This window comes from Helicobacter typhlonius (assembly GCF_001460635.1).
GTDB classification, from domain to species: Bacteria; Campylobacterota; Campylobacteria; order Campylobacterales; family Helicobacteraceae; genus Helicobacter_C; species Helicobacter_C typhlonius.
Genome location: NZ_LN907858.1, coordinates 176,487 through 194,127 on the forward strand (window position 1 = coordinate 176,487; position 17,641 = coordinate 194,127).

The following is a 17,641-nucleotide window of genomic DNA, read 5'->3' on the forward strand; positions in this document are numbered from 1 at the left end:
TATGAATAAACTAATAAACAAGAGATTGTCTAGAAGGGGCTTATTGCTTGCTAGGGTAATGAGGCTAAAGGCATAAGCTTTTTAGAGAGTTAATGCTTTAGACTTTAAGCCTTAGATTCTTAAAGTTTTTAGAATCTAGCCTATCTTATCTTTATTTCCCTTTTTCTTGTGTCTATAGAGAGAAGGCAACACCCAGCTCCATTCCGAACCTGGCAGTTAAGCTTCTCTTCGCCGATGATACTGCACTTTTCAAGTGTGGGAATGTAGGTCGATGCAGGGATAGGGAACTTCCTTTGTCTTACAGATTTTATCATTCACTTTTATGCGATAATGAGATATTGGTGATGAAAAATACATTATTATTGAATTACCAAGATTTAGTGTAGTATTAAATGTCTCTTAACTTCATATATGTTAGAATTAGCTTTTTTGAGCTAAAATATTATAAGGGAGCAAATGCGTTTAGTGAATGTTATAAAAACTTACAACCAAGAAATTACTTTTATTTTGTTTTGTGCAGGTATAATCTTTTATGGATTAGGAGGTTCTATTGGCAAGAATTTTAATGCGCAAACTTTTTTTATATTGGTGGATTGATTTTCTTTATATGTAACTATAAAAAACTATCTTGGAATGATTTAAAAAATATCAAAATCCCTCTTATTTGTTTTGCTCTTGTTTTACTTCTTGGTTTATGCACTTTATTTGATACGATTACACCAAATACAATGTCTCAAATGTTCAAAAAGATTAATAGTCATATTTTAGGCTGGATTGCTTTATTTTTTATTATGTTTTTTATGTCATACATACATCAAAAAATAAAGTCAATATTTTATTACTATTATTTGGATTAATGTGTGCAATTGATGTGATAGCCACAATTTATGTCTGGGTAAGTAATCATTTTCAAACTCATATGACACCGCTTTTTTTCTTTCATATTATAGCTCTTAATGTGTGGCTTCTTGGGGCAAGTGCGATTTGTGTTGTAGGTATGGCTACAACACACAATATAAAGATTAAGCTCCTTTTTGCTTTGGGATTACTTTTTTGTTTTATGGCGATTATAGGCAATGGGGAACGTTCCTTTTTGTTGGGGTTTTTTGCGCTACTTTTGTCTCCATTTTTTATATGGCATTACAAATATAAAATTTATGTTGTTTTTCTTATTTTGCTTATCAGCATACCTTCTATTTATGGAATCTACACTTACAGCAAGACATTATCCGATAGGTATAATTTTGGACATATGATAGATAATGTTTCTACTATATGGCAGAGTGCTCCCATAGAAATGGGGCAATATGATGCTTATTGTTTTGATGATACACAAAAATGGTTGCAATGCTCATCTCAAAGTCTAGCATTTGGCAAAAATGAGATTATCTTAGAGCATTCAGCAATCACAAGACTTGCGATGTATAAATCAGCACTTCATCTTATTATGAAAGAACCTTTTAAGCCACATATTGCTGGTGCAACAAGTGTAGGAGAATATTTGCGCTCCTATTATGGCAAAGACAATCCTTACAGAATCTATATTGATACTTCTGTATATAGTAACGCAGAAAATGTATATGGTTTTGGGCATATACATTCTACGCCCCTATCTATTCTCATAGAATATGGTGTCTTTGGTTTTTTGACTATTGTATTTTTCAATTTTTATATATTGTATATAGCACTTAAAACTTCATATAAGGAGACACATACTCAACTTAGCTTTGTGTCAAAATGTGTGAGTGTTTTTTTAATTGGATTATGGGTGCAAGTGCAGTTTGATGTGATGCACCCCGTTATGTTAAAATCTTTTTTCTTGGTTTTTGCTCTTTATTTTGCCCTTATTCATCGGTCTATGTGTAATGAAGATTTTGCTCACAATAAATGACATAAGTATATTTGGTGGGGCGGAGCGAGTAGTGGTAAATCTCGCCAATGCTTTAAGTGAAGTAGGACATCAAGTGGAAATTTTGAGTTTTTACAAAGCAAATGAGACTTTGCCCTATCAAGTCAATACAAACATAAAGATTCACTTTTGGCATACTCTTTCAGAATCTGCTTTTAAAGCACAAATATGTCGTAATGTTTTCTCTAAAATCTATTATAAAAATTGCTATAAATTTATTCTTAATGCACAAGTGCATTTTGATTTTAGAGATTTTGATGTAGTCATTGCAAATGACAGCACTTATATACCTTTTCTTAAGCACAAGTTCACACGATATATAAGACTTATTCATTTAAATTTTAGTATATATAATACACGAAATAATTTTTTCCACACTCTTGTTGTCCTTTCTTCTAAAGAGCTTTCTATTTGGGGGCAATACCACAAAGATATTAGGGTTATTCCTAATTTTTTACCCATTATTTCTACAGAACAAACAGATTTGAAGCAAAAAAGTATCATATCAGTTGGGCGTATGGATAGAGGTGATCAAAAAGGCTTTTTGCGCCTCATTGATATTTGGGCTCTGCTTCAACAGAGCCTTCAATCATCTGTGCCCCCCCCCCCAATTACATTCTTGGCAGCTTGTTATCGTAGGCGATGGTGATATAAAGAGTGAGATAGAAACTAAAATTAAAGATTTAGGATTGCAAGATTCCATAATTCTCAAGCCATTTACCAAAGATATAGAATCTGAATATCTTAATGCGAGTATTTATGCTATGAGTAGCTATTATGAGGGTTTTCCTATGGTGCTTTTAGAATCTTGCTCCTATGGATTGTGTCCTATCTCTTTTGATATTAAAACAGGTCCAAGTGATATTATAGAAAATAACAAAAGTGGCTATTTAATACAAGATAATGATTTACATACTTATGCACATAAGCTTATAGAATTAATGAGTGATGAAAATAAGCGCAAAACTATGGGCGAGGCAGCAAAAGCAAGAGTAGCACAAAAGTTTAGTAAAGAGGCTATTATGCCATTGTGGGAGGAGGTGCTAGGTGGCAAATGAGCAAATAATGTTTTATATCATCGTGCCAATTTTTAATGTGGAGAGGTATTTAAGAAAATGCCTAGATTCACTTCTTTCACAGAGCTATACTCAATGGAAGGCGATTTTAGTGAATGATGGTAGCACAGATTCTAGTGGAGAAATCGCTCAAGAATATGCCAATAAAGATGCTAGATTTGTAACTTTAAATCAAGAAAATCAAGGGCAATCAATGGCTCGTAATGCGGGATTAGAATATGTAAAGAATCTTATCATCTCTACTAATCCCCCCCCCCCAACAATATTTGAATTATATTCGTTTTTTAGATTCTGATGATTATTTGCAGAGTTATGCACTAGAGCACTCCTATCATATATTGACACAATATGATGTAGATGTGCTTATGTATAGCATATATATCGCAAGAGAGCCTACCACATATACGCAAGTAGAGTTTGATTGGCAAGTGTTTCCTTCTCATATTGAGGGCTTATATACTCCCACAGATTTGATTTTATCACTTGGAGGGTATGCTATGATAACTTCAGCGGGAAGTTTTGTCAGCAAGGCTTCTTTAATATTTGAAAACAATATTACTTTTATCCCTCATATCATCTATGAAGACATTGCATTTTGCACAAAATCAGTAAGCAAATGTAAAAATATTTATATAAGCCACGAGCAAGTTTATAATTATACACTTGTTCCTAGCTCTATTATGAATTCATTTGTTACAAGAGATAATGCGGATAAAAATTACTTATAGCTATTTTATGATTTTGCATTCTTTTAGGGAGGAAGAGAATCCTGTAATGAAGGAGTATTATTATCGTGCTTGTTTGGATAATGTGAAAAAGTTAACGCAATCTTTACAGCTTGTGGGCTATGTCGAGGAGCTTGGCTTTAGTAAAAAAGACTTGCTTTTATCTTTGTCTCAACTCAATATAAAAGGTAAAAGATATTTTTGCTGCCTTTTCCCTAGAGTCTATGGATTTCCCAAAAGAATGCGTTTAGCATTGCGAATGTATGAAATTACGCACTTGGGCAAAGTCTAAGGGCTTAAGTGAAAGGGACATAGGGCTTTTAAATCAAATCTCTTATGGACTTACAAAAGGTAAGCGTGGGAGAGCTAAGGAGCTGAAAGAAATGCTTGAGGCTGATGGATTTAGAATCGCGTAGGTAGCAAAAATGGGACAATGGGTAAGTAGCAGGGAGTTTGCCACTCTACATAAATTCAATATTGAAGGTATATTAAAGGCGGCAAAGAGGGCAGATTCTTTATCTAAAAAATTTTGCTTATATAAAGGTAAATTTTTACCTTTTAGTTATGGAAATGGTATAGGTCGTGGGGGTAAAGTCCTTCGCATTTGGAGTGAGCCTTTTGCTACACAAGCAGAGGCAGAAGCGTTTATGGAATCTTGCACACAAGAGCGAGTAGCATATCTTTCAAACACAGATTCTCATAAAACGCAATCTAGAGCGCTTACATTCGTCCAATCTCAACACGCTACAACTTTAGAGCCAATATCACAAACTCAAGTTACAACACCTACAACACTAACAACACCGCATAAAATAGGCACTTCTAGCGTTTTAGCACAAGAGCAAGCAAAAGCCTTGAGCTGTCCATCACACTTTATACAAAGCGCACAATCTAAGACTATGTTTGATAATAAAGATGATGATGGGCAGTTGAGGGCTTTAGATGCTTTTAGCAAAGCTTCGCAAAAAGATAAGAATCTCGCCCTAGAGAAAAAATCCATTATCAAAGAATGGGAAGCATATAAGACAAAAGGTGTGAATGCAAAAGATTTTATCGCGCTGCTGAATGCAGGTGGGCAATACTCCATAGCTTTAAGCGAAAATAAGCTCTATGCGTGGCAGAGGGCATATAAGAGAGGCGGACTTGAGCTATTACTTGATGAGCGAGGTAAAAATAGAAAAGAGCAAAGCAAGATTAAAGAGCTTGGATTAGAGGAGCTCACAAACAAGCTTATTTTGGCAAGTCGTGGGAGGGTGAATATCTCCTCATTACATAGAATGCTGCATATCCACCTTGATAGTGTGGGCAAGGCGGATTTGGCGGATTTTTTAGCCAAAAGGAGCGAGGTAATAAGCTATTGTGTGCTTGAGCGATATGTCAAGGCTTACTTAAAAGCCCACCCCATAGAAGCAAAAATTATTTATCGCGGCGAAGATGCGGCAGTGGGGAATTTCCTCCCTGCACTTGGGCAAAGCAACTATGCAGTGGATTCTATTAATCAAATCGTGGAGATTGATGCCACAAGCATTGATGCGATTATTGATACAAGCGAGATAGCGCGCGCTCTAGGGCTTGAGGTAGAGAACATAGAATCTTGGCAAAAGCGATTTGTGCTTATTTCACTCATTGATACTTATAGTGGCGTGTGTAGCTTCCATATAAGCGATACCGAAAATGCGCTCGGTGTCTCTCGCGCCATTGCAAAATATATCACTACCTATGGCAAACCAAAGTGCATTAAAAGCGACAACGGCAGCGCATTTGTGAGTAAATATATCAAAGAAGTGCTTATGCGCCTTGATATAGAGCATATCAAAGCTAAGGCGTATGCTGGGTGGTGTAAGCCCTATGTAGAGCGCAACTTCGCGCGTTTGCAAAATCACCTTATGGAGTGGATTAAAGGCTATATCGGGCATAGCGTGAGCCAAAGACAGGCTATTGAGTTTTTCTTCTCTCGCGCACAAAGGCGATTAAAACGAGGGCAAAAGAGCAATCAAACCAATCTCCACACATTACAAGAGCTAGGGCAGATGATAGATACCTACACACACGCTTTTATGAATAATGCGTATTTGGAACGTTTAAATGCCACGCCTGCAGAGGCATATAATGCAAAAGTGAGTGAGGCAAGCAGAATCCACGAATATGAGCTTATCGCGCGACTAGCTCCGCTTGAGAGGCGCGCTGTGAATAAAAAAGGTATCGCTTATGGTGGGCTGTGGTATCAAAGTGCCGCTATGTTCGCGCATACAAGCGTGTATGTCGCTGTGAATATCAATAACACCAAAGAGCTTTTTATGTATGACGAGCAGCACCGCTTCATCGGCGTAGCGTCAAATCTTGATAGCGAGGAGATGAGTGCGGAAATGGCGCGGAATGCGCAAAAAATCTTTTATAAAGAGCTTAAAACGCGCAAGATCAAAATGCAAGAGGCACGCGCAGAAGTCGAGGCACAATTCCCACAAATGCTTTTACAAGCGTACAAGAAAATGCCAAAAACGCATATGCCCACACTCAAAGCCATTAATGATAGCAATCTCTATCAAGCAAAGCTCTTAGATGAGGCAAAGCAAAAGGCAGTGGGCAGTGATGTTTTAGATTCTATAAAGGAGGTGAAGCAAGAAAAGAAAAGGGATTTAAGCTTTGAAGCAGCGGTTTAGAGAAAACCTTTAAAATCTCGCATTTAAGCTATGCAGATTCTACGCAAACTTCTCACAATTTATCATTCAACAAAGCTCAAGACTTACTCACAGGGCAAGAACTAGAGATTGATAAAGCCTTGCAAGATGTGAATCCTAAGAGCGAGTTTGATTTGGGAGCATTTTTAAAAGATTGCAAGAGTTATGAGCAGGCAGCACAAAAGATTGCTTTGAGTTTTAAGGGAGAGGATTTGCTTTTAAAAGAGCAAGAGCTAATGAGGCTTTTTCTTAATGGCGCACTCTTTGGGGCAGATGATGTTACACTTTGATTTCAATCTACCACCAAGCGAGGCTATCGCTTATTTGCAAAGCAAAAAGCCTGAAGTGCTTAATGAGCTTTCCACCCTAAAACATAATATTTATAATCGTGTTTTTACTATTAAAGGCATTGCCAATGTAGATTTATTAAGCGATATGCAAAAGTCCCTAAGCCTAGCATTGCTTCAGGGACAGGAGTTTAAAGAGTGGAAGCAAAACGTGCAAAGTTTGCTTACCCAAAGTAATACCCCCCTTAACCCAAAAAGACTAAAGCAAATTTATCATCAAAATATCCTTAACTCTTATAATCAAGGGCGTAAAATGACACAAGATAATCTCAAAGGTGAGATATATTATCGCTATGTAGCTATAAATGATTCGCGCACGAGGCTTTCACATAAGCTTTTGCATAATACTATCTTGCCCCGTGAGCATAGCTTTTGGGAGAAGCATTATCCTGGGGCTGATTTTGGGTGTAGATGCAGAGTAGAAGCTTATACAAAAAGACAGCTTGATAGATTTGGCTTAAAGGTAAGTAATATAAGTGATATGCCAAATGTGCAAGAAGCAACATTTGATATAAGCGATAATAATGCGGCTCTTGCTCACATTCTTAATCAAAAACTTAAAATCCACGCGAATAATCCAAATGCTATCACAAGGCTAAAAGCCATAGCAGCATTTATACAGCAAAGAAATGTAAGGTTTAAGGAGATAAATGAGCTATGGCGCACATCGGACTTACAAAAAACTGCCTCTATTTGCAAAATACCAAAGCAACTACAAAAGATATTTGCTAATGAGGCAGAACATATCCGCATAAGCGCGAGTGTTATAAATGACCATAAAAGCAGACACCCAGAAATTGATGCTTTTGATTATACGCTTATAGCGGATATGATAGAGCATATAGATTCTATATATCAAGATGAGAAATCTAGCGTGAAATATATCTTGCTGAACAAACTTGATAGGTGGTATAGATTAAGTCTCAAAAGCTTAAGTGATAAAAAGGAAGTTTGGGTGGAGAGCTTACTAGCAGTAGATAATAAAGAAGTCTTGCTTAAAAATCTCAAAAATAAAAAAGTGATTTATTCACAGCCACAAAACGCAAGAAAGCTCTAGACTTGCACACTACTTTTCAAGTGGAATGGGATACTCCAGCTTATTTTCTTTTGTGGCAGAAGCAATTATACCATATCTTTACAAAAAAGGAGAGGCTATGCCAAAATATATGAGTTTTGATGAGCTAAGAGGACAAATGCAAAGCTTAGAGTTAAGGCTCAAAGACACAGAGCCACTAATGGCACATATTGCTAATACTCTAGCTCTCTTTACCTCACAATCTTTTGAAAAAGAGACCTCACCCTTTGGGGAAAAGTGGAAGCCTTTATCATCTGTTACACTTAAAAAGAGCAAGGGCTTAAAGAAAAAGCTTGTAGATAAAGGAAAGCTAGTAAATTCTATTCACACTTCACATACTACCAAGAGTGCAAGTATAGGCACAAGTGTAGTGTATGCGAGGATTCATCAATTTGGTGGCAAAGCAGGGAGAAATCATAAAGTCATTATCCCTGCCCGCCCTTTTATACCCATTAGCAAAGAGGATAAAATCCCAAAAGCTTTACAAGAGGAGATACAAGAGCTAGCAATGGAGCATATTTTAGGGGTATTTCTTAAGTAATCATCACACAGGAGCAATCACCCCTCGTATCCGTCCTATAACTTCTACCTCATTAAGACTATAACTTATTGGCTCATAGTTAAGATTTGCAGAGATAAGCTCTAGGCTTTTATCTTTGATAAAACAATGCTTGATAAAAAGTCCATCATTTGTCCTTATCGCATAAATCTTGCCATTTTTGACTTCACGTTCTTTATAGCTTACAAGGCATAAGCTCCTATCGGTGATAATGCTCTCCATACTCTCGCCAAGTGCGAGTATAAGCTCACAATCTCTAACCTTTAAATGTGCCAAAATGCGCTCATCAAATATCACTTCTTGTGATTGTATGCTTTCATTGATACAGCCTCCACCCAAAGAGGCATTAGCACTATAAAGTTTTAAAATCTTGTAATGCTCGAAAGTATGAACACTCTCTTTTGGTGCACTCCCATAGAAAAAGGTATTGATACAGATGTGCTTAGATTCTAAAAAATCCATAATGGCTTTGTAAGGAATAGAGTTTTTAAACTTTGCTTGAGCGAGGGTATTTGGCGACATATTAAGAGCTTTTGCCACATCGATGTCTTTAGGCTTTAGGATAGAATCTGTGGCAAGTATGTCTTTAATGCGCTCTATGATTTCTCTAAAGGTGAGCTGTGGCATTGTGAATCCTTATAATAAATAAGTGATTGTAACAAATGTGATGAGAGTAAGATATGAAAGATGAGAAAAAATAATGAAGTGTGAGGGAATGGGATTTTAAGGGGCTTTAAAAGGGTTTTTAATATCTTTTTAAAATGCGTATGGTGGGTGTTTAAAAGATTTAATGGTTTTTTGAATGAGTAGTATATGATGGGGCTAATGGCTGGGAGATAAGATAAGGCAAGAGAACATAAGAGAGATTATGGAGCTTTTTAAAGGTTGGGAATAAGAGGCTTAAAGGGCTAGTTTTACTGCTCGGGATTATTTACTTAAATTTAATTGTTTGAAATCAAAGTAAAATCCCTCACTTTGATTTCAAACGCGAAATGACTTTGATTTTACGCGAGGGGTTACAGATAGATTATACCAAAGCAGCGCAAGTTTTACTATAAAATAATTTAATAAGCGGCTAAAACCAAAGGGCGCATTCTTTGCTTGGAGCTAATCTCTTCTATATCCTGCCTCACTCTCTGAACCAAAGGCATTTTTATATGGTGCGTCCCACCAACTACAAAAATCAAGTGCGTGTGTCTTCCTACAATCTGCCGATGGCTCACGAGCAGGTGTTAGCCCACAACTACAAAATAAAAGAGGAATAAACAAAAGCAATATTATTTTCAAATATCCTCCTATGCGCTAGACACAATACTTATACAAGAAAAAATGCAATAAATATTAAAGCATTTTGATATTTATAGAATCTAGCAAAAAATAATCAAAATTTCTAAACAAAAATCACTCTTTACATTTTAGTAATTATTCCTATAATAAATTTTATTTTAAGTTTTGTATGCTAAAATCTCACCTCACAAAAAATAATTTACATAAAAGGAGACAAAATAATAACGATAAGTAGAATATTAATATGTGGAGGGGTAACCTGCTGTCTATGTCTTTTTGGATATGCCGATGAGATAGGCAATGAAACTTTTTCGGATACGACAGAATCTACAAAAGAAAAGTCATCTTCAAGTGCAACGCGCAATGTCAAATTACAAGAATCTATCGTTACTGCCGCTTCAGGGAGTGAAAAAAATGTAGTTGATGCTCCTGCTTCTGTTAATATTGTTACCAAGGAAGAATTAGAGCAAAAACCTTTTAGGGATTTGGGCGAGGCACTCAAAGAAGTGCCCGGCGTGAGCCTTGATGAAACCTCCAACAAACTCGGTGCTTCTGCTATTTCTATTCGCGGTATGCCATCAGGTTATACACTTTTTTTGGTTGATGGTTTAAGGCAGAATCCTAGTGGCGATGTCGCCACTGCAAATTTAGGTGCTGGTGTGTATAATACTTTTATCCCTCCAATGGGTGCGATTGAGCGTATTGAAGTTATCAAGGGACCTATGAGCACACTCTATGGAAGTGATGCGATAGGGGGTGTTGTCAATATCGTTACTAGACCTATTACAGATAAATGGCACACTTCTTTTCAATCTCAAATCATTGTGCCTGAATCTTCTACTTTTGGCAACACTTATCAAAACTCACTTTGGACGCAAGGCAAACTTACAGAACATTTAGGATTGACTTTAAGAATGCGTCAGATTCATAGAAATCCAAGTGATAGACCTAAAAATGACTTAGGGCAAGATGTCAATACTTTTTTTGGCACAAAATTTTCATTACTCAATGTCGGCACAAGGCTCACTTGGCTACCTGATAGTAAAAATATGCTCTATGCCGATGTGGATTATACAACCTCAACTTATGATAATCGTAAGGGCGAGATAGGAACACTTGGTGTAAATTCTAGTAATGGGAGAGGAGGCTATGAAAAAGATGTAGGTGTGGATAAGATTCTTGGGGCTATTGGGCATAAGGGTTCTTATGATTTTGGGACTTGGAAAAATACCTTGCAATTTATGCGGACAAATAATACAGGGCGACTTGTAGCAGGAAATACTAGCTCTCCAAATCTTGGTAAAAACAGAGATATTGCCTCTAATGATGTGATCGCCGATACGCGACTTTTGCTTCCTTTAGGAGAAAGCAATATTTTAAATGTCGGCGCAGAATATCGCTTTGAGAATTATTACGATTTAGCTGCTACTCCTGCAAGTCATAATCGCCATACTTTCGCACTTTTTGCTGAAGATGAATATAATATCTTTGAGCCACTTACATTCACACTCGGAGCAAGATACAACTATAATGACAAATTTGGTTCAAATGTGAGTCCTCGTGCCTATCTTGTATATGAGATTCTTGATGGCTTTGCTTTGAAAGGTGGGGTAGCCACAGGATACAAAGCTCCTTATGCAAATCAGCTCATTGATGCTGTATATGGATATGGGAGTCAAGGCACACTTGCTTTTTTAGGTAATCCAAACCTTAAGCCAGAAACTTCAGTGAGTTATGAAATAGGCACAATCTTTGATGGACAATATTTTGATTTTTCTTTAATGTTTTTCCGCTCAAATTTTAAAGACAAAATTGAAAGCACAAGGGTGAGTAAAAATGCAAATGGTGCTTTTTATGAAATTACTTGCCAAAATTACGGAGGGAACAGTCAACAATGTAGTCTCGCTATTAATGCAGATAGTGCATTTTCTCAAGGTATAGAATCTAGCTTTGGCATAAAACCCATTTATGGTGTAGGATTTGATGTGGCTTATACCTTCGTAGATTCCGAAATTACTTCAGGAAACAATAAGGGCAGACCGCTTTCAAGCGTGGCAAAGCACAATATCGTTTCTAAGCTTTCTTACACGCATAATAAATTTAATATCTACCTGCAAGGACAACACAAAGCAGGTTTGCTTAATACAAGCGCATTAGGCGATACTGCCGCCGCAATAGCGATTAGAAATACGCTTGGAGGCACATATTATAAACCATACACGATTGTCAACCTTGGTTTAGGTTATAAAATTACAGAATCTATCCGCTTAAATGGTGGTGTGTATAATCTCTTTGATACAAATTTTATTGATTTTAGAAATTATACATATGGTAATAATCAAAATGGCAATGTCAATATGCACGGAGCGTATATTCAAGAGGGGCGCAGATATTGGGCAAATATCACACTTGATTTTTAAACTATTCAAGTTTAGTTTAATCTTTGAGAATATATAATTCTTGTAAATTATCTAATGATTCGTGATAATTTACCTAATAATACTTACAGGAGTTTAAAATGGGCAAACGAGTAGAACACGATTTCATCGGTGAGCTAGAAATAACTGATGATGTATATTATGGGGTGCAGACTTTTAGGGCATTGCAAAATTTCAACATCACAGGGGACAAGCTAAGTAGCTATCCTAGCTTTATTAAGGCGTTCGCGCAAGTAAAAAAAGCTGCTTGTTTGGCAAATTATGAACTTAAATTGCTTGATGAGCAAAAAAAAGATGCTATTTGTAAAGCTTGTGATAGGCTTATTGCAGGCGAGCTAAGGGAGCAATTTGTAGTAGATATGCTTCAAGGTGGAGCTGGAACAAGCACAAATATGAATGCAAATGAAGTGATAGCAAATCTTGCCTTGGAGATTATGGGGCACAAAAAAGGCGAATATCAATACTGCCATCCAAATGACCACGTCAATCTCTCACAATCTACAAATGATTCATATCCCACTGCTATCCACGTGGCACTATATGCGGAACTTTCAGCTCTTGCAAAAGATATGGGCGTGCTTAAAGATTCTTTTGAGAAAAAGGCAAAAGAGTTTAAGGATGTGCTTAAAATGGGGCGCACTCAACTTCAAGATGCTGTGCCTATGACTTTAGGACAAGAGTTTCACACTTTTGCAGTGATGATGGGAGAAGATATTGCGCGTGTGCTTGAAGCAAGAAACCTTGTAACTGAAATCAATATGGGCGGGACCGCAATTGGGACAGGCATAAACTCACACCCTGATTACCCAAAAATCGTTAAAGACAAGCTATGCGAAGTTACGGGGAATCCATTCAAAACCGCTGATGATTTGATTGAGGCTACACAAGATACAGGTGCGTATGTGCAAGTGAGTGGTGTGCTTAAAAGAGTGGCAGTTAAGCTTTCAAAAATGTGTAATGACCTGCGCCTTTTGAGTTCTGGTCCTCGCGCTGGACTTAACGAAATCAACCTCCCCAAAATGCAGCCCGGAAGCTCGATTATGCCCGGAAAAGTGAATCCTGTAATCCCCGAAGTTGCAAATCAAGTGTGTTATGCGGTGATTGGAAACGATGTAACCGTAAGTTTTGCGAGCGAGGGAGGACAACTTCAACTCAATGTGTTTGAGCCTGTTATTGCATATGGATTGTTTAATTCTATCTCTATGATGAGAAATGCTATGCTCACTCTTGCTAGTAAGTGTGTCGATGGCATTACTGCAAATGAAAAAGTATGTAGTGATTTCGTGTATAACAGCATTGGTATTGTTACCGCACTTAATCCTTACATCGGCTATGAGAACTCCGCGTCAATCGCTAAAGAATCTTTACAAACAGGTAAGCCTGTGAAAGCAATTGCACTTGAACGAGGACTTTTAAGTGAGGCACAACTCAATGAGATTTTCCAACCACAAAATATGCTTAATCCTCATATGAGTGCTGAAGATAAGGCGAAATTCCAAAAAAATTCGCCTTTTGCATAATCTCTTTGTAAAGTGTTTTTAGAGGAGTAGCCAAAGGCACTTCTTTAAAACTTACAATTTCATTTTTTAAGGATTTTTTATGGAAATAATATTACTGGTTTTACAAGTAGCAGTGCTACTTGGTGCGATTTTCTTAGGTATCCGACTAGGAGGTATGGCGATAGGTTATGCTGGAGGATTCGGTGTTGTAGTGCTTTGTCTCGTGCTCGGTATGAAACCCGGAGATATTCCTTGGGACGTGATTTTAATCATTATGTCTGTGATTGCAGCGATTGCGGCAATGCAACTTGCTGGTGGGCTAGACTATATGGTGCAAGTGGCAGAAAAAATCTTGCGCAAGAATCCAAAATACATTAACTACCTTGCTCCAACGGTTACATATTTCCTTACATTCTTAGCTGGCACTGGGCATACAGCATTTTCAATGATACCTGTGATTGTAGAAGTGGCAAAAGAGCAAAACATTAAACCTTCCGCACCTCTTTCAATCGCCGTTGTCGCTTCACAAATTGCCATTACGGCAAGTCCTGTGAGCGCGGCGGTGGTGTATATGAGTGGAGCACTTGAGCCATTTGGGTGGAGCTACCCTACATTGCTTCTTGTGTGGTTGATTACGACTTTTAGTGCGTGTATGCTGACAGCACTTGTTGTAAGCAAGTTTTTTCCGCTTGATTTGAGTAAAGACCCTGTGTATCAAGAGCGTCTTAAGGCTGGGCTTGTCAAACCTTCTATGGGTGCGCAGCACATCGAACTCAAAAAGGGTGCAAAATTGAGTGTGGCGATTTTCCTCATCGGTGTTTTGTGTGTGGTGATTTATGCGACTTCAATTTCTGATGTTGTGCGTAAGCCTTTCTTGGATATCCTAAATGGTGTGATTGTAAGCAATAATGGACAAGGGCTTATGGCAGGTATTGCTGAATTTATGAGAGGCTACATTGACCCAGTGAGATTACCACGCGATGGAGCGATTATGGCATTTATGTTAGCTATTGCTACTTGTATTACGATTTTTTGCAAGATAGATACAGGCAAACTTCTTGAAGCCAGCACTTTTAAGGCAGGTATGACAGCTTGTATTTGTGTGCTAGGCGTTGCTTGGCTTGGCAATACCTTTGTTGCCGGATACAAAAAAGAAATTGGAGATTTAGCAAGCAACCTTGTAGGTGATTATCCTGCACTTTTAGCAGTGGCACTTTTCTTTGCAAGTATGTTGCTTTACTCTCAGGCAGCAACAGCAAAGGCTATTATGCCTGTGGTCATTGGTGCGCTTGGTATCACTGCGGTTGCTCCAGAATCTTCTTATATTTTGGTGGCAAGTTTTGCAGCGGTTTCAGCACTCTTTGTGTTGCCAACATACCCAACCTTGCTTGGCGCAGTGCAAATGGACGATACTGGCTCAACACGCATTGGCAAATATGTCTTTAATCACAGCTTCATTGTGCCGGGCACACTCGCAATCATCTTTGCGGTGATACTTGGCTTTGCCGTAGCTCCTATATTTGCCTAAAATGTTTTCTCTTGCGTTTGGGGGGTTCTTCCCCGCGCAATAAGGCTTCTTATTTTATTATCTTGCTATCGTATTTTTTAAGCAGTTTTCTTGGTCTATGTTGCTAGATTCTGGGTCATAAAACTTGTATTACTAGGTGTAGTAGAGGGATTATTTTAAGCAAGAAAGCTCTTCTTGGCATAGCGACAAAGTATTGTGAATTGATAAGAGTATATTCAACATTCTTTAGCAAAGCCCAAAAGTTTTTAGCGCTTTACATTCGCCTTTGCATTAGGTGGTAAAATTTCCAAAAATCTATCTATATCAAAGTCAATGCCTTGTGATTTTGCTTCTTTAATGAGTGCGATGGCATCTTCCATATTGTACTCACTACCACCATTATATGGGTCAAAAACCCTCGTCACAATCGCCAAAGCATAGGAGTTTTTCTTCACCTCATCCGAAGCAGCGTGTGGCATAGTGATATAGGCAGTGGTTTGTATCAAGACTTCATCAAAACACCAGTGGTTAAACAAATATCCTAAAAAGGTCAAATGATCCAAGCCGTAAAACTCTGTCTCTACTGCGCTTATATCGCTAAAGTTAGTTTCCTTGAGTGCTGCTAAAAAATCTTTATCTTTGCCATTTTTGATAAGTGTATCTGCATAGAGCATCATACCTAGGCGTAGGAGCATAGCACAAGGAGCTAGAATCTGCGAAAGTTTCTTGTCATTTTCAGCAAACCATTCTGATATGAAATCAACTTCCCTACTGCAATTCCCCAAAAATTCCTTTGTATCCAAGCCATAGGGTGATACATCAATCTTAAAACCATCGCGCAATGAGTTTGCAATGGCAATATTTTTTACATTATTTATACCGAGTAAAGATACCACTTGATTGAGCGTAGAAATCTCGCGCGAAAATCCATAATATGGCGAGTTTGCTAAACGAAGCAAATCTCCCGTTAAAAGCGGGTCTTTTGAAATGATATCTACCACGCCTTGCACCTGCACGCTAGAGCCAGACGAGTCGATATACTGCTGCAGTTTCATTATCGTTTCTGGCAATGGGGGGAGATTATCAATCGTCTTAAGTAAAAGCTCATTCATTTTCTATCCTTTGAGAGTAGAATCCTTGCGCTAAAAATTACCAAGCGGCTAATTATAGCAAAATCCTTTGTAAAAGATGTGCTTTATTCAACTTTTTTATCCAAATGTGGCAAAAACGCAAATTTTAAGCCCGAGACCCCCTCAAGGCTTTGGCTATAAGCTCCAATGGGTGCGCAAACTCCACAGGGGAGTTAATTTGCACCAATGAATTATCAATTTGCATACGACACGCGCCACACTCCGCACTGACAATATTTGCGCCGCTAGATTCTATCATTTCTGCTTTTGGCTTCCCGGCTTTAAGCGTTAAGTTATACTTAGAACTTTGCATACTGATGCCACCAAAGCCACAGCATCGCGAAGGATCGCTCATTTCTTTGAGTGCAAAACTACGTGATAAAAGCGCACGAGGCTCTTTGTGAATCCCTAGCACCTTTCTCGCGTGGCAAGGGTCGTGATAGGTAATGGTTTGTGAGCTAAGGTTGCGTGGCAAAATCTCCTGCAAAGATGTGTGGTGAAAGAGCCACGCACTCGCCATATCAATTTTTGGTAGCAACTTATTAAGTCTTTCTATCCACTCTGGCTCATCACTTAGCGCGTGAATCCAATCCTTTTTAATCATCGCCGCGCAAGTTGCCTCCGGGATAATCATTGCATCAATGCTTTCCCAAAAGCTCTCAAAATACTCAATGTTTTTCTTTGCGAGATAGGCTACACTTTTCACATCACCGGTAAAGAATGCCGGTGCGCCACAGCATTCTTGCAAATGTGGCACAAACGCGGTAATGCCTAAATGGCTTAGAATCTCAAGCAGACTTTTGCCGACATTGACATAATTATAATTACTCAAGCACCCAATGAATATTGCTACACGTTTGTGTGTAAGCGTATTTTGCGGAGGTGTTGGATTATGCGGGGTAATATCGCCTTGATAAGTTTGTAAAAACGATTTGCGCCATACGGGGAAGATTGAGCGTCTTGCTTGTTTAGAATCCGCATTTTTAAAAAGTTTAAGACGCGAGATAAGTCGCCCATTTTCTTGCTTAAATGCGCAGGGTATTATAAAATGCACGAAACTAAAGACAATATCCGCAATTTTGCGATGTCGCAGGAGGAAAAAATACGCCCTCTTATACCAAGCTATACCATATTTTTGCGCTATATCCACGCGCACGGATTCTATTGCCACATCAACAGGCAAACTTGAGGGGCAATGTGTAACGCAAGTTGTGCATAAAAAGCAGGATTCAAAAATATTGCGACTTGTGCTATCAAGTGCTAAATCCCCGCGCTTATATGCACCGAGTAAATCTAAGAATCCGCGCGGAGAGGTAGCTTCATCGCGATTTACCATATAAATCGTGCAGTGAGGGATACATTTGCCGCATTTTACACACGCACTCGATACGCTTTGTAAATCAAACATACA

Annotated in this window: 18 protein-coding genes and 1 rRNA gene; 15 read left to right on the forward strand and 4 right to left on the reverse strand. The window is 38.1% G+C overall.

Going from position 1 to position 17,641, the window contains the following annotated elements:
- The first annotated feature begins 164 nt into the window (after nucleotides 1–164).
- The 12 genes from rrf (at nucleotide 165) to BN2458_RS00915 (ending at nucleotide 8,351) form a co-directional block, all read left to right on the forward strand.
- Nucleotides 165–280 (forward strand): 5S ribosomal RNA (gene rrf / locus BN2458_RS00870).
- A gap of 576 nt (nucleotides 281–856) precedes the next feature.
- On the forward strand, nucleotides 857–1,891 hold the full coding sequence (locus tag BN2458_RS00875) for an O-antigen ligase family protein (RefSeq protein ID WP_034342156.1): 1,035 nt from the start codon (nucleotides 857–859) through the stop codon (nucleotides 1,889–1,891).
- Complete coding sequence (locus tag BN2458_RS10635; protein ID WP_320409762.1) at nucleotides 1,875–2,558, forward strand: glycosyltransferase; 684 nt, start codon at nucleotides 1,875–1,877, stop codon at nucleotides 2,556–2,558. The genes BN2458_RS00875 and BN2458_RS10635 overlap by 17 nt, the downstream gene beginning before the upstream one ends.
- Nucleotides 2,464–2,967, forward strand: a complete 504-nt coding sequence (locus tag BN2458_RS10640) for a glycosyltransferase (protein WP_320409763.1) — start codon at nucleotides 2,464–2,466, stop codon at nucleotides 2,965–2,967. Before BN2458_RS10635 ends, BN2458_RS10640 begins: the two co-directional genes overlap by 95 nt.
- Complete coding sequence (locus tag BN2458_RS09620) at nucleotides 2,957–3,280, forward strand: glycosyltransferase family 2 protein (RefSeq protein WP_058122010.1); 324 nt, start codon at nucleotides 2,957–2,959, stop codon at nucleotides 3,278–3,280. The genes BN2458_RS10640 and BN2458_RS09620 overlap by 11 nt, the downstream gene beginning before the upstream one ends.
- The gene (locus BN2458_RS09625; RefSeq protein WP_156407267.1) at nucleotides 3,252–3,713 is read left to right on the forward strand and encodes a hypothetical protein; all 462 of its coding nucleotides are present in this window, start codon (nucleotides 3,252–3,254) and stop codon (nucleotides 3,711–3,713) included. Before BN2458_RS09620 ends, BN2458_RS09625 begins: the two co-directional genes overlap by 29 nt.
- Nucleotides 3,714–3,720: 7 nt before the next feature.
- The gene (locus BN2458_RS09630) at nucleotides 3,721–4,002 is read left to right on the forward strand and encodes a hypothetical protein (RefSeq protein ID WP_138117648.1); all 282 of its coding nucleotides are present in this window, start codon (nucleotides 3,721–3,723) and stop codon (nucleotides 4,000–4,002) included.
- Complete coding sequence (locus BN2458_RS10100; RefSeq protein ID WP_162845599.1) at nucleotides 3,974–4,126, forward strand: hypothetical protein; 153 nt, start codon at nucleotides 3,974–3,976, stop codon at nucleotides 4,124–4,126. The genes BN2458_RS09630 and BN2458_RS10100 overlap by 29 nt, the downstream gene beginning before the upstream one ends.
- A gap of 9 nt (nucleotides 4,127–4,135) precedes the next feature.
- Nucleotides 4,136–6,370 carry a DDE-type integrase/transposase/recombinase gene (locus tag BN2458_RS00900; protein ID WP_052082052.1) on the forward strand — a complete coding sequence of 745 codons (2,235 nt, stop codon included), beginning with the start codon at nucleotides 4,136–4,138 and terminating at the stop codon, nucleotides 6,368–6,370.
- Between the two features lie 128 nt (nucleotides 6,371–6,498).
- Nucleotides 6,499–6,678, forward strand: coding sequence for a hypothetical protein (locus tag BN2458_RS00905; RefSeq protein ID WP_034328419.1), 180 nt, complete (start codon nucleotides 6,499–6,501; stop codon nucleotides 6,676–6,678).
- The gene (locus BN2458_RS00910; protein ID WP_081951357.1) at nucleotides 6,641–7,792 is read left to right on the forward strand and encodes a phage head morphogenesis protein; all 1,152 of its coding nucleotides are present in this window, start codon (nucleotides 6,641–6,643) and stop codon (nucleotides 7,790–7,792) included. Before BN2458_RS00905 ends, BN2458_RS00910 begins: the two co-directional genes overlap by 38 nt.
- 97 nt (nucleotides 7,793–7,889) lie before the next feature.
- Nucleotides 7,890–8,351, forward strand: a complete 462-nt coding sequence (locus BN2458_RS00915) for a phage virion morphogenesis protein (RefSeq protein WP_034342240.1) — start codon at nucleotides 7,890–7,892, stop codon at nucleotides 8,349–8,351.
- A 3-nt stretch (nucleotides 8,352–8,354) separates the two neighbouring features.
- Here BN2458_RS00915 and BN2458_RS00920 read toward each other — a convergent pair whose 3' ends face one another.
- Nucleotides 8,355–8,996, reverse strand: a complete 642-nt coding sequence (locus tag BN2458_RS00920; protein WP_034342238.1) for a S24 family peptidase — start codon at nucleotides 8,994–8,996, stop codon at nucleotides 8,355–8,357.
- A gap of 480 nt (nucleotides 8,997–9,476) precedes the next feature.
- On the reverse strand, nucleotides 9,477–9,656 hold the full coding sequence (locus BN2458_RS00925; protein WP_034328551.1) for a hypothetical protein: 180 nt from the start codon (nucleotides 9,654–9,656) through the stop codon (nucleotides 9,477–9,479).
- Nucleotides 9,657–9,898: 242 nt separating this feature from the next.
- Here BN2458_RS00925 and BN2458_RS00930 point away from each other — a divergent pair, with 242 nt between their 5' ends.
- The 3 genes from BN2458_RS00930 to BN2458_RS00940 all read left to right on the forward strand — a co-directional run bounded on the left by BN2458_RS00930 (nucleotide 9,899) and on the right by BN2458_RS00940 (nucleotide 15,121).
- Nucleotides 9,899–12,076 (forward strand): TonB-dependent receptor domain-containing protein, encoded by a 2,178-nt coding sequence (locus BN2458_RS00930; protein WP_231944871.1) that lies wholly within the window; start codon nucleotides 9,899–9,901, stop codon nucleotides 12,074–12,076.
- 98 nt (nucleotides 12,077–12,174) lie between these two features.
- Entirely contained in the window at nucleotides 12,175–13,614 is a 1,440-nt protein-coding gene (gene aspA, locus BN2458_RS00935) for an aspartate ammonia-lyase (protein WP_034325964.1), read from the forward strand.
- 154 nt (nucleotides 13,615–13,768) lie between these two features.
- Entirely contained in the window at nucleotides 13,769–15,121 is a 1,353-nt protein-coding gene (locus BN2458_RS00940; protein ID WP_407081053.1) for an anaerobic C4-dicarboxylate transporter, read from the forward strand.
- Between the two features lie 245 nt (nucleotides 15,122–15,366).
- On the opposite strand, the gene BN2458_RS00945 is transcribed toward BN2458_RS00940, so the two are convergent.
- Together BN2458_RS00945 and BN2458_RS00950 are read right to left on the reverse strand one after the other, a co-directional pair.
- Nucleotides 15,367–16,212, reverse strand: a complete 846-nt coding sequence (locus BN2458_RS00945) for an HDOD domain-containing protein (protein WP_034325962.1) — start codon at nucleotides 16,210–16,212, stop codon at nucleotides 15,367–15,369.
- A gap of 124 nt (nucleotides 16,213–16,336) precedes the next feature.
- Nucleotides 16,337–17,638, reverse strand: coding sequence for a (Fe-S)-binding protein (locus BN2458_RS00950; RefSeq protein WP_034325961.1), 1,302 nt, complete (start codon nucleotides 17,636–17,638; stop codon nucleotides 16,337–16,339).
- Nucleotides 17,639–17,641 lie beyond the last annotated feature (3 nt).